Below are 13,569 nucleotides of genomic sequence, written 5' to 3' on the forward strand. Positions count from 1 at the left end.
CAAAAATTATAACATGTATCGTGTATAACGAGATTAGCTCGTGGACCTCCAATATACATAACACTATATTATATATTAAAAAATTGGAGGATATAAGTAGATGAGAACTGAAAAAGAAATGTTAGACGTAATTATAAATATAGCAAAAGAGGATGAAAGAATTCGAGCAGTTATCATGAATGGATCGCGTGTAAATCCAAATGTGAAAAGAGATTGTTTTCAAGACTATGATATTATGTATGTTGTAAATGATATACAATCTTTTACGTCTAATCATAATTGGGTTCATAAATTTGGAGAAATAATGATAGTACAAATGCCAGAAGAAATGTCGTTAGTTCAACCAGATGAAGATGGGAAGTTTCCGTATTTAATGCAGTTCATGGATGGGAATCGGATTGATTTAACGCTAGTTCCAGTTGAGTTAATAAAAAAGTTCGTTGGACAAGATAGTTTAAGTAAACTGCTTCTTGATAAAGATAATTGTATGGAAGGATTCCCGCCAGCAAGCGATAAGGATTACTTAATAAAAAAGCCTACAGAAAAAGAGTTTTTGGATTGCTGTAATGAATTTTGGTGGTGTAGTACAAATGTGGCAAAAGGGTTATGGAGAGAGGAACTTTCTTATGCAAAAGGAATGCTTGAAGGACCAGTGCGAGATATGTTCATTGTAATGCTAGAATGGCATATTGGTATGAAAACAGACTTTACAGTTAATACAGGGAAGTTTGGAAAGCATTTCGAGCAATATATTGAAGAAGATATGTGGGAGCAATTTAAAAGGACATTTTCTAATGCTGAATATGAAAACATATGGGAGTCATTCTTTGTCATGAGTGATTTATTTAGGGAAGTGGCGAACGAAATCGCTAACACGTATGAATATCAATATCCGCAAGATGAGGATGATAAAGTGACGAACTATTTAAAACATGTGAAAGCTTTGCCAAAAGATAGTACATCAATTTATTAATAATATAAAGTAGTAAGACTGTCCTAATTAAGGACAGTCTTATTTTTGTTTATGAATAACAATTTCTCTAACAAAGTGCAGATGAATCACATATGAAAATTTAGGGAGGTTTTTTATCATGTATTATTTTTATTCGCCACAAATGTTTGCTCCATATCAATGGGGACTAGAACGAGATGTTTCGTATGCTTATATGCCATATAACTCATTTTATTATGGAGACTATATAAACTCATTGCCATACGCATATATCCCTCAAAATTATGAAGTACAAATGAAAGCATATGATCGTGGATCGTGGACACCATTTTCATGGGTTGAAAAATATGCGTACGCATTTTCAGGACCGTATAATAAAGCGGAAGTCGCTCTTACATTTGATGATGGACCAGATTTAGAATTCACGCCAAAAATATTAGATAAGTTAAAACAACATAATGTAAAAGCTACTTTTTTCTTACTTGGTGAAAACGCAGAAAAATTTCCGAACGTAGTAAAGCGTATTGCAAATGAAGGGCATGTAATTGGTAATCATACGTACAGTCATCCGAATTTAGCGAAAGTAAATGACGTTGAGTACCGTAATCAAATTATAAAAACGGAAGAAATATTAAAACGTTTAGCCGGCTATGCCCCTAAATTTATACGTCCACCGTATGGTGAAATACTTGAAAATCAATTGAATTGGGCAACTGAGCAAAATTTTATGATTGTACAGTGGAGTGTTGATACAGTTGATTGGAAAGGTGTAAGTGCCGATACGATTACAAATAATGTGTTAGGGAATTCATTTCCAGGTAGTGTCATACTGCAGCATTCTACTCCAGGTGGGCATTTACAAGGATCTGTTGATGCACTAGACAAAATCATTCCGCAGTTAAAAACGAAAGGGGCACGTTTTGTAACACTTCCAAGTATGTTCCAGACATCGAAAGAAAGTGAATGTGTTATAAATTGGAAAAATAAAGGTTGTGTCGTATAATGAAAGTGTAAGTTAGGGGGGGGATAATTGATTGATGCACTCGTAAACATAGGAATAAGCATATTGATTGGTATTATTTTTATACTTGCGGCAATTATTCTTCAAAAAAATCCGCCGACCGATATTAATGCGGCATATGGTTATCGTACGAAACGATCTATGAAAAATAAGGAATTATGGGATGCGGGTAACAGGTATAGTGTAGAAGTGATGAAGCAAAACGGATTTATCATGATGTTAATTGGAAGTGTTATTAGTATACTGTTTAGATATCCACATACAATAATAGCGATTATGGTGGTTATGGTATTGTTAATCATTCGCTTATTTATACGAGTAGAGAACAGATTAAAGACAATTGAACAATGATGATAAGGAAAATAGGACTCTCAGTCAATGATAGATAGGAGTCCTATTATATTTACAAACTATTATTTTTTAGTAGTTCTTTTCCTTGTGCAACAACAAATTCATAGTATGCAAGATCATACGGATAAATATCTTCAAATGTTATCGTAATCGGTTTATTGTTTAAGACTGAAATCGTTTTTAAAGATGAAATCTCTCCATTTAATAGTTGTAGAAAAGAAGTTGCATGTACTTTCATCACATCGTCTACTTCTTCACCTGGTGCGAATGGAAGTGGATTGATGACATTGTGAAAATACATATGACAAAATTCACGATCAGTAAGATTTGAAATTTCATAGTCTATTTTAAAGATTCCTTTGTATACTAAATCAGTAGTTTGAAAGGAAAGCCCCAATTCTTCTTCGATTTCACGAAGACCACCAATTTGTACATCTTCATCATGCATAATATGTCCAGCTGAAGTAATATCCCATATACATGGAGCTTCTTTTTTATTTTTAGAGCGTAACTGGAAATATAAGAATATATCTTTAGCATCTTTTTCTACAAACCAACAGTGAAATGTTTCGTGCCAATCACCGTCACGATGCACTTCATCGCGTAATTTCTTCCCAAGTGTATTTCTTTCAGAATCAAATATTGTTAACCACTCTGTCATTTTAATTCCCCTTTCTGCAAATTTTATTATACAATATTCGTATTGAATTTTGGGAAAATAAAGAAAAAGGGGCGATTATAAGTGGAGATAGAGCGTATGGAAATAAAATCGATTATTTCAACAGAGGAAGAGTTACGAAAAATATTGGGGCAACCAAGTGAGCGAGCATTGAAAAAAGTTATTTCATCATTAGACCACCATTGTGTAGATTTCCTTTCTAAATCTCCTTTTCTAGTATTATCTACTGCAAATAAGTTGGGGGAGTGTGACGCCTCGCCGAGAGGAGACGCACCTGGATTTGTATACGTACTCAATAATAATAAAATTATCATTCCAGAAAGACCAGGAAATCGTCGTATAGACTCCATTTTGAATATTATTTCAAATCCACGTGTAGGACTAATCTTTTTTATTCCAGGTCTTGGGGAGACACTCAGAATAAATGGCCGAGCATATATTACAAACGACGAAGAAATTTTGAAAGAAATGCAGGCGAATGGACGCAATCCGTTACTTGGAATTGTTGTTGAAATAGAAGAGTGTTACATTCATTGTGCAAAAGCGTTTATTCGTTCTAAGATGTGGGAATCAGAATCTTGGTTAAATAAAAAAGAGTTACCTTCAGCAGCAAAAATGTTGCTGGAGCATGCGAAAGTGAATACTTCAGAAGAAGATGTTGCACGTTCTTTAGAAGAAAGTTATACAAAAAGATTGTATTGAAAATTTTATTGATATAGTTTTGTAAGGTGGGTATGTACGGGTTTTAGAATGGGGAATTTATCCCGCATTAACGGGCAGTAAGATTCCTACCTCAAAATTCAGCGAAAACAAAGAAGTTAGGTGGGGATAAACAAAATCCCCACTGATTAAAGTTTCACTTTATATATGAACCGTTGATTTATAAACTGGAGAAATGACAAAATAGGTAAATTGAGTGGCAGTTGCATAATGTTATTGTGAAATATAATAAAAAATTATTTTGAAAATAGTTAGTAAAAATAGGCTTGCTTTTTAAAAAGTTGATAACTATAATAAGTTAACAAATAGACATGAACGAAAAAGTAATGATAAGGACACGAAATCATTTTTACGGTTTACAGAGAGGGAAGTCAAGGGTGTGAGCTTCCTAACACGAGAAATGGTTTTACCACCTTTGAACTTCAATAGTGAACGAGTAATCTAGTAATTATTGGCGGTATCAGCCGTTATCTGAACTTGAGCAATCTAGGAGGAGGTACGTCTAGATTGGAACAAGGGTGGAACCACGAAAACACATTCGTCCCTTTCCTAGGGAAGAATGTGTTTTTTTATAGAATTATAGATTGAAAATTTAAAATAATTAAAAATATTATTGATTTTGTTTTTTATGCGAGTATAATGAGTTAACAAATAAACATGAACGAAAAAAGTAACGATAAGGACACGAAATCATTTTTACGGTTTACAGAGAGGGAAGCCAAGGGTGTGAGCTTCCTAACACGAGAAATGATTTTACCACCTTTGAACTTCAATAGTGAACGAGTAATCTAGTAATTATTGACGGTATCAGCCGTTATCTGAACTTGAGCAATCTAGGAGGAGGTACGTCTAGATTGGAACAAGGGTGGAACCACGAAAACACATTCGTCCCTTTCCTAGGGAAGAGTGTGTTTTTTTATTACTTTGAAAGGAGGTGCGGTAATATGAAACGATTTATAAGTACGGAAATAACCACCACCTGCATGACAAAAAAGCAGAGTAAGGTGATTTATAGATGTAACAATTAAACTTTTAGGAGGAGATTAGAAGATGAATAACGTTATAAATGTTGGGGTATTAGGTTTAGGTACGGTCGGAAGTGGTGTTGTTCATATTTTGAAAGAACATTATAAAAAAATCGCACTTGATACAGGATACGAAGTGAAAGTGAAAACAGTCGTTGTACGTGATTTGGAAAAAGAACGCGATGTTTGTATTGATGGAATTGCAGTAACAAGTCATGCAGATGAAGTTCTAAATGATTCAAATATTGATATTGTAGTAGAGGTAATGGGTGGAATTGAAGAAGCAAAGCAGCATATTGTTAAGGCTTTACGAAATAAAAAGCATGTCGTAACAGCAAATAAAGATTTAATGGCTGTATATGGTGCAGAGCTTCTTCAACTGGCGAACGATAATGATTGTGATTTATGTTACGAAGCGAGTGTAGCGGGCGGTATTCCAGTGTTAAGAGGACTAACTGATGGGCTAGCATCAGATCAAATTGAAAAAATAATGGGAATTCTAAATGGTACAACAAATTATATGTTAACAAAAATGAGTCAAAATGGATGGTCTTATGAAGAGGCTTTACAGGAAGCACAAAAATTAGGCTTTGCAGAATCGGATCCGACAGCAGATGTAGATGGACTAGATGCGGCAAGAAAAGTAGCAATTCTTGCAAACTTAGGTTTTTCGATGAATGTTTCATTAGATGATGTGCAAGTAAGAGGGATTCGAAAGGTCGAAAAAGAAGATTTACAAATGGCTGAAAAGTTAGGATTTACTATGAAGTTAATTGGTAAGGCTGAAAAACAAGGACCAGCCATTCATTTAAGTGTAGAACCGACGCTTTTACCGAGCCAGCATCCATTATCAAATGTGAATAATGAATTTAATGCGGTGTATGTCCATGGCCAAGCGGTAGGAGAAGTAATGTTTTATGGACCCGGAGCTGGGAAGTTACCGACTGGTTCTGCTGTAGTAAGTGATATTATTTCAATCGTTAAAAATATGAATCAAGTTCCGAAAAATAAAAGTGCGTTAAAAGAACCAGTTCCTTATGAATTACAAGGTGATGAAGAAGTAGTTTCGAAATATTTCTTACGTATTTCATTACGAGATGAGCCTGGGATGTTACAAAAAATAACAGAATGTTTCGTTAATTATTCTGTAAGTTTAAAAGAGGTTATTCAATTACCTTTAAACCGTGAACTGGCAGAAGTCGTTGTTGTGACACATCGAACTTCCAAGTATCAATTTGAACGAGTTTTAGAAGCGATAGAAGCTGTCGCAAGTGAAATAAACAGTTACTACATTATTGAGGAGGAAAAACAATATGTATAAAGGACTATTAAAACAGTATGCGTCTTATTTACCAGTGAATGAAAATACACCTGATGTCAGCTTAATGGAAGGAAACACGCCACTTATTCCATTATTAAATATATCAAAACAATTAGGGATTCAGCTATACGGTAAGTACGAAGGAGCGAATCCGACAGGTTCTTTTAAAGATCGTGGTATGGTCATGGCAGTTGCTAAGGCGAAAGAAGAAGGTTCAGAAGCAATCATTTGTGCATCAACAGGTAATACATCAGCATCAGCTGCAGCATATGCGGCACGTCTTGGGATGAAATGTATTATCGTAATACCAGAAGGAAAGATTGCACATGGAAAATTAGCGCAAGCGGTCGCTTATGGAGCTGAAATTATTTCAATAGAAGGGAATTTCGATGATGCACTTAAGGCTGTAAGAAATATTGCTGCAGAAGAGCCGATTACGTTAGTAAATTCAGTGAATCCTTATCGAATTGAAGGGCAGAAAACGGCAGCATTTGAAATTTGTGACCAATTGCAAAATGCACCAGATGTTCTAGCTATCCCTGTTGGGAACGCAGGAAATATTACAGCATATTGGAAAGGTTTCTGTGAATATGAGAAAGAAAAAGGTTATAAGAAGCCAAGAATCCATGGTTTTGAAGCGGAAGGAGCAGCTGCAATTGTAAAAGGGCATGTAATTGAAGAACCTGAAACAATTGCAACAGCGATTCGCATCGGTAACCCAGCAAGTTGGTCGTATGCAGTAGAGGCTGCCGAGCAGTCTCGTGGTGAAATAGATATGGTATCAGATGAAGAAATTTTACATGCGTATAGGTTATTAGCAAAAACTGAAGGAGTTTTCGCTGAACCAGGATCAAATGCTTCATTAGCCGGCGTAATTAAACATGTTGAATCTGGAAAAATCAAAAAGGGAGAAACAGTTGTTGCAGTATTAACTGGAAATGGTTTGAAGGATCCTGATATCGCTATTTCTTCAAATCAACTAGACATCGCAAATGTGTCAAATGATATAGAACAAATTAAAGATCATATTAAAGGGGTGATTATGTCGTGATACCATTTAGCGTTCGTGTCCCTGCTAGTACGGCGAATGTTGGTCCTGGATTTGATTCAGTTGGAATAGCTTTGTCATTGTATTTAGATGTGGTGGTTAAAGAAAAAGCTGATAAATGGCAAGTAATCCATTCCTTTGAAGAATCAATTCCAGCAGACGATAAAAATTTAATCGTTAGCACGGCATGTAAAGTATGTCCTTCTATATCACCCCATATAATAGAAGTTACTAGTAATATCCCATTAACGAGAGGGCTAGGAAGTAGTGCATCAGCGATTGTAGCTGGGATAGAGCTTGCGAATCAACTAGGCAATTTGAACTTAACTGCTGATCAAAAAGTTCAAATTGCTACAAATTTTGAAGGACATCCTGATAATGTTGCTGCTTCTATATTAGGTGGAACTGTAATTGGAGCACTTGATGGAAAGGATGTTTCCGTCGTAAGAATTGAGAGCAAGGAATTAGGTGTAGTTTCTCTCATTCCGAATGAAGAATTAAATACAGATGAAAGTCGATCTGTATTACCAAAGATGTTTCCGTTTCATGAGGCAGTTAAAGCGAGTGCGATAAGTAACGTATTAGTAGCTGCATTATGTCAAAAGCGGTGGGAAGTTGTAGGTGAAATGATGGAGAGAGACCATTTTCACGAGCCATATCGTTTAGAACTCGTACCGTTATTACCATCTATTCGTAAATGCGCAAAAGAATTTGGTGCGTACGGCACAGCACTTAGCGGTGCGGGACCATCTATTTTTATATTAGCACCATATGAGAAACGTCAAGAAATCGCTGGGCAGTTAGCGAGAGTATTTACAGATATGAAAGTATGTGAGCTTGAAATCGACCATAAAGGTATTATTGTAAATAAGGAAGAGCATATTGGATCGTAAAGAAAGCTGGCATGGCTAGCTTTCTTTACGTTGCAAACCTATTTTAAATTAGGTTTTTTCGGAAGAAAATATAAAACAAATGTTGATTTTGAATAATGTAAGTAAAGAGTGCATTCATTTTGGAGGTGATTACATGAATAAAGAGTCACCAGAAGAAAAAAGAGAGCGTATGAGACAAAGTGAATTAAAAAGTAATCCTACGGGTTCTTTACGTGACGGACTCAATAGAGCGGAAACAGATAGTCCAGTTGATATAGCAGGCGGTATGAATTGGAAAGGCACAGGAATAATCATTTTAGTACTATTTTTAGGATACATTGTATACACTTATTTTTTCAGTTGAAGAATGCTTGTTAAAATTTTGATTTGCTTAGTTTCATAATTATTGAGAAAAAAACGCAGTTACTGTATTACATATCTTCTAAGCAAGTTATAGTTGTTCATATCAACTTTTAATACTCCAAATAGAGCTAGCAAAATGCTAGCTCTATTATTTTTTGCCACATTCCTGTAACAAAGCACCTGTATATTCATTGGTGGAGGTGCAGAGGATGAAAAAAATGATAGCGATATGTCTTCTTACAACTATGTCGTTTTCGACTTTAGTCGGTTGTGACGTAAAAGGTAGTAATGCTGTACAAGAGTCTAAAATAAAGAAAGCGACGTATAAAGATTTTACTTATGATGTAAATCCAGAAACATTCACATTAACTGTAGAACATGAGGGGGTAAAGGAACAGGCATCACAACCCCTACCGAAAATGAAGGTATCGAATGTAAAAAAAGAAAAGGATCGTACATCGTGGGAATATCCAGATCAAAAAGTAAAAATAAAATTAGAAAAGAAAAAAGACCACTTAAACATTGAAGTGGAATCGACTGGTGCAGAAAGCTTTACATGGCCGAAAGTAGAAGCTGAAAATTATACACTTCCGTTATGGGAGGGTAAGCAAATTCCGAGCAATGATGAGAATTGGAAGAAGTTTTTAAAGGATGATGCATATTCATTTGCTGAATCATTTTCTATGAAGTTTTTCGCATTAAATGGTTCGAAATATTCAATTGTATATATTGCAAAGAATATGTTTAATAATGAATTGAAATTTCATTCGGATCCGAAAATAGGATTTGATTTTACACATGAATTTCCGAGCATAAATAAAAATAAAACATATGGATTTCAATTATATGTGACAAATAATGATGCGGTAAGCATTACTAAACTGTATAAGGATGATATTGTTCAAAAAGGTGAATTTAAAACATTACAAGAAAAGGCTAGAAAAAATAAAGAAATCGAAAAGTTATATGGAGCAGCGCATTTTTATTTTTGGAATCAAAATGGTTTATCAGAAAGTAATATAAATTGGTCAAAACTAAGAGAGCAAATAAATAGCCCGCTGTTTAGTCATATAAAAGAACTTATTCAAAAGAATAGTTCAGAGCCTGGGGAACTGAATGTATTAGATCAAGTAAGTAAACAAGATTTTATTGATAAGTATCAAAAAAATGTTATTTTACGTTATATAAACGAAGTGTTATCTATGAAGGAATTTTATAAAGAGGATATTTTTCAAAACGTTAATCAGGAAGCTAGTGTGCTATTAAAGAAAGGTGTAGGTCACTTAACGAATACAGAATTGTATAGCTTAAATAAGCATTTATTAAAGTCGCTACTTGGTGATGCGGTTGAAGAGGTAAGTAAATGGGGTAATGCAGATGGAACGGACATACTAAAGGAAATGAAAGAGGCAGGAATAGAAAAAGCATGGATTGGTCTGCCGAACTGGGAACAAGGATTTATGCAACCTAATTTCGTGACAAAAGCTAAGGAAATGGGGTATTTAGTTGGTCCGTATGATTCGTATCATTCCATTCACGAAAAAAGTGATAAAAATTGGAACACAGCATCCTTTAATGACCCATCATTATACGAAGAGGCTACTGTAACGAAGAAAAACGGAGAAAAGGTGCAAGGCTTTTTAGGTAGAGGTCGCAAATTAAACCCGACTTTATCGCTGCCTAGTGTAAAGGAACGCATGAATGATATATTACAAAATGGTCCTAAATATAATTCATGGTTTATTGATTGTGATGCGACAGGTGAAATTTACGATGACTATTCAGCGAAACATATAACGACGCAAGAGCAAGATTTAAAAGCACGTTTAAAACGAATGGACTACATTGCGCAAGAAAAGGATATGGTCGTTGGTTCTGAAGGCGGAAATGATTTTGCTAGTAGTACGATTGCATTTGCACACGGGATTGAAACACCTGTTATTAAATGGGACGATGAAGATATGCGGAAAAATAAAACAAGTCCGTATTATGTCGGTGGATATTGGTCACCAAATCAAAATGTGCCTGAAAAATATGCAAAACAAGTACCATTGAAAGAAGAATATAAACAAGTATATTTAAACCCAGTATATTCGGTACCATTATATAAATTAGTATACAATGATTCCGTTATTACAACGCATCATTGGGAATGGGGAAGTTTAAAGGTAAAAGATGAAGTTGGAAATCGAATGCTGTCTGAATTATTGTATAATGTTCCTCCGTTGTACCATTTAGATGAAGTAGAGTGGGATAAGCATAAAAAAGAAATTACAGAGCATCTAAAAGTTTGGAATGAAGTTCATGAAAAAGCAGTAAAAGAAGAGATGACGAATTTTGCGTATTTGTCAGAAGATAAGCTAGTACAATCTGTTTCTTATGGAAAAGATATTAAAATCATTGTGAACTTCTCAAATGAAGACATGGAAATAGAAAAAACGAAAATAAAAGCAAAGTCGGCTTACATTGATAATCAGGGGAAGAAAAGTGTGTATACGCCGTTTGAGAAATAATAAAGTTAAATATACTGTATTCATATCGTTTGTTAGGAAAAAGACATTCTAATTTAAAATGAAAGAGTTAATAAATTTGTAAATCCGCATGTTGCGAAGTGCTAAATTTTTGAAATTGGTAAATAGTGACTTGCCAAAAATAAGTACGAGAGTATAATGTGAAATGGAATACGTATTGGGTTTAAGTAGTAACCTTACAAAATTGTAAGGTTAGTGAAAGGAAATTCAATATGAAGATAAATAGACTTACATTATACTTGGTAAAGAGAAAGAGAGGCGAATGGGTATGAGCTCTGAATTAGAACAAAATACGAGAAGTAATAAAAAGCGTTCTAAAAGAAAGTCAATAAAATGGTTCATATTAATTCCATTTTTCCTACTTATTTTTGGAGGAGTAGGATATGGTTCGTTTATATATAATAAAGCAAAAGCTGTTGTAAATGATGCGTATGCAAAAATTGATAAGTCATCAAAGCGTGATAAAGAAGTCGAACCTTTAAAGGATAATATTTCAATATTAATCATGGGTGTAGATGGAAGTGAAATGAGAAAAAGCCAATATGGCGAAGCAGTTCGAACAGATGCACTTTTATTAGCAACAATTAATAAAGATGATAAGTCTGTTAAGCTAGTAAGTATTCCACGTGATTCACGTGTTTACATTCCAACTAGAAAAAAATTAGATAAAATTACTCATGCTCACGTATTTGGTGGCGTAGAAAGCACACGCGATACGGTGGAAAGATTTTTGAATGTACCTGTTGATTATTATGTGAAGTTTAACTTTGAATCATTCGTACAAATTGTCGATTCAATTGGTGGTATTGATATTGATGTACCAGTTACTTTCACTGAACAAGATAGTAAAGACCAAGCTGGTATGATCCATTTAGAAAAAGGTTACCAACATTTAAATGGAGAACAAGCTCTTGCACTTGCAAGAACGCGTAAAATTGATAGTGACGCAATGCGTGGACAGAGACAGCAACTTGTAATAGAAGCAATTGCTAAAAAAGCGATGTCTGTTCAATCAATTAGCAAAATGGGCTCTTTACTGGATGCGGTTGATAAAAATATGAAAACGAACTTAACATTTGACGATATGCTGGCCATTACAAAAAATATGGCAGGATCTAATTTGGAAATGGAAAAAATGCAAATAGAAGGTACAGATAAACGTATCGGTGGTATTTATTATTACATTCCAAATGAAAAAAATGTAAAAGATATTTCAAAAAAATTAAATGATCATTTAGGTGTAACGCCAAAATCAGTCCGAAACGAATAATAAAAAAAGATTGGCTTTTGCCAATCTTTTTTTTTGGAATGTATTTGTAACTTTTCTGTAACGATTTTTTAGTTTAGAAAAATTATACTCATATGTATGAGTATAATGGATAGGTAAAAAAGTAAAAGGACATATTCAAAATTTGTGGTAAGGAAAGATATCATATGCAGAAATGGTTAAGCATGATGGGAATTATCTTTATATTGACTGGATGTAAAATGTCTGAAGCTCCAACAAGTCTAATGGAAGCTCCTACAAATGAAAAATGGATTAATGAATTAAAGGAACAAATTGATAAAGATTTACCTGTTAATTATCGCTTACTTACTCCAATGTCTAACAAAGATAAACAGATGATTTGGTCAATGAATTTTAAACAAGATAATAAGAAAGAAGCCATCTTATTTTATAAATTGCCGAATGAAGATCATAGCGTATATTTAGCCGTATATGAAGAAATCGGAAATGGCTGGAGAATAAAGTCCACACATAAATTTGATGGTGGAGATGTAGATATCGTTGAAGTCGGTGATTTTACAGGGAACGGGAAGAGAGAGTTGTTAATCGGAATCTCTGTAAATCGTGAATCGTTAGAACATGTTATGTATGTTTTTTCGGAAGAAAATGAAGAGATGAAGGAAATATATAATCGAAGTTATACGAAGTTATTCATAGAGGATCTAAATGAAAATGGACTGAAAGATATAAGCCTTGTTACATTTGAAAAAGATGAGAAGCTGACAGTTGAGTTCATGGAACAATTTAAGACTTTATCTGAAGTGTCATACGATCCATTTATAAATAGTATTCAAAGAATACAAATGGGGCGTATATCTAAATCACTAAAGGCGGTAGTAATTGATGCAGGAGTTGGCGCTCATTCAGGTATAACTTATGTAGCAAAATTTGATCAGGATCATTATGAAGTATTACCTATAGGTGGGAAAGAAGATTTATTTAATGAATATGTTGTAGAAAGTAAAGATGTTAATGAAGACGGCATTATTGAATTTGTTCGTACTGTACGTCCAAAAGGTTGGGAGGATAAATCACATGGTGATAGTCCGCTTTTTGAACGTTACATACAGTGGAGTGAATCTGGAATTAAACCAATTGAAGAACGATATATAGATATAGAAAAAGGGTATTATGTGAAAATTCCTAAAGAGTTAATAGGGAAAATTACAATACCAGATCAGCAAAAAGAATCAAATTCTCAAAAGTTTTTGGATACAAGAACAAATAAAATATGGCTTGAAGTTCATATTTTTAAGCGGAAAGAATGGTTCAATATAAAAGGCTACAGCGCAGCAATTAAAACGGCTTCTCACGTATATGCAGTACCGAAGCAATCGGAATTTGAAAAAGTGAAAGCATATATAAAACCGCTAGCGGATTATCAACAAGAGTAGGAGG

At 34.2% G+C, this 13,569-nt stretch carries 12 protein-coding genes and 2 other annotated features; of the genes, 11 read left to right on the plus strand and 1 reads right to left on the minus strand.

The features are described from left to right. The first annotated feature begins 100 nt into the window (after positions 1-100). From V6946_RS09890 to V6946_RS09900, 3 genes are all read left to right on the plus strand, one after another. Positions 101-973, plus strand: a complete 873-nt coding sequence (locus V6946_RS09890; RefSeq protein WP_006929143.1) for an aminoglycoside 6-adenylyltransferase — start codon at positions 101-103, stop codon at positions 971-973. Positions 974-1,091: 118 nt separating this feature from the next. After that, positions 1,092-1,955, plus strand: coding sequence for a peptidoglycan-N-acetylglucosamine deacetylase (locus V6946_RS09895; protein ID WP_366981869.1), 864 nt, complete (start codon positions 1,092-1,094; stop codon positions 1,953-1,955). 27 nt (positions 1,956-1,982) lie between these two features. Continuing rightward, the gene (locus V6946_RS09900; protein ID WP_000564329.1) at positions 1,983-2,324 is read left to right on the plus strand and encodes an SdpI family protein; all 342 of its coding nucleotides are present in this window, start codon (positions 1,983-1,985) and stop codon (positions 2,322-2,324) included. Between the two features lie 52 nt (positions 2,325-2,376). Here V6946_RS09900 and V6946_RS09905 read toward each other — a convergent pair whose 3' ends face one another. Further along, positions 2,377-2,985 (minus strand): NUDIX domain-containing protein, encoded by a 609-nt coding sequence (locus V6946_RS09905; RefSeq protein WP_000141378.1) that lies wholly within the window; start codon positions 2,983-2,985, stop codon positions 2,377-2,379. A gap of 81 nt (positions 2,986-3,066) precedes the next feature. Here V6946_RS09905 and V6946_RS09910 point away from each other — a divergent pair, with 81 nt between their 5' ends. The 8 genes from V6946_RS09910 to V6946_RS09945 all read left to right on the plus strand — a co-directional run bounded on the left by V6946_RS09910 (position 3,067) and on the right by V6946_RS09945 (position 13,565). After that, complete coding sequence (locus V6946_RS09910; protein ID WP_000402142.1) at positions 3,067-3,705, plus strand: pyridoxamine 5'-phosphate oxidase family protein; 639 nt, start codon at positions 3,067-3,069, stop codon at positions 3,703-3,705. A gap of 335 nt (positions 3,706-4,040) precedes the next feature. Further along, positions 4,041-4,272 (plus strand) — a binding site (T-box leader). 115 nt (positions 4,273-4,387) lie between these two features. Next, positions 4,388-4,619 (plus strand) — a binding site (T-box leader). A 154-nt stretch (positions 4,620-4,773) separates the two neighbouring features. Continuing rightward, positions 4,774-6,069 (plus strand): homoserine dehydrogenase, encoded by a 1,296-nt coding sequence (locus V6946_RS09915; protein WP_006929147.1) that lies wholly within the window; start codon positions 4,774-4,776, stop codon positions 6,067-6,069. Beyond that, entirely contained in the window at positions 6,062-7,120 is a 1,059-nt protein-coding gene (thrC, locus tag V6946_RS09920) for a threonine synthase (RefSeq protein ID WP_000276437.1), read from the plus strand. The genes V6946_RS09915 and thrC overlap by 8 nt, the downstream gene beginning before the upstream one ends. Beyond that, positions 7,117-8,010 (plus strand): homoserine kinase, encoded by an 894-nt coding sequence (thrB, locus tag V6946_RS09925; protein WP_000612098.1) that lies wholly within the window; start codon positions 7,117-7,119, stop codon positions 8,008-8,010. The genes thrC and thrB overlap by 4 nt, the downstream gene beginning before the upstream one ends. Before the next feature lie 133 nt (positions 8,011-8,143). Next, complete coding sequence (locus V6946_RS09930) at positions 8,144-8,353, plus strand: DUF6366 family protein (RefSeq protein WP_006929149.1); 210 nt, start codon at positions 8,144-8,146, stop codon at positions 8,351-8,353. Between the two features lie 208 nt (positions 8,354-8,561). Continuing rightward, positions 8,562-10,865: a glycoside hydrolase gene (locus tag V6946_RS09935; RefSeq protein ID WP_006929152.1), complete on the plus strand. Its 2,304-nt coding sequence runs from the start codon at positions 8,562-8,564 to the stop codon at positions 10,863-10,865. 286 nt (positions 10,866-11,151) lie between these two features. Continuing rightward, positions 11,152-12,153, plus strand: a complete 1,002-nt coding sequence (locus tag V6946_RS09940; protein WP_001987131.1) for an LCP family protein — start codon at positions 11,152-11,154, stop codon at positions 12,151-12,153. 164 nt (positions 12,154-12,317) lie between these two features. Further along, the gene (locus V6946_RS09945) at positions 12,318-13,565 is read left to right on the plus strand and encodes a hypothetical protein (protein ID WP_001174867.1); all 1,248 of its coding nucleotides are present in this window, start codon (positions 12,318-12,320) and stop codon (positions 13,563-13,565) included. The last annotated feature ends 4 nt before the right edge of the window (positions 13,566-13,569 follow it).

The organism is Bacillus sp. PPSBB_2, from assembly GCF_045291115.1.
GTDB lineage: Bacteria > Bacillota > Bacilli > Bacillales > Bacillaceae_G > Bacillus_A > Bacillus_A cereus.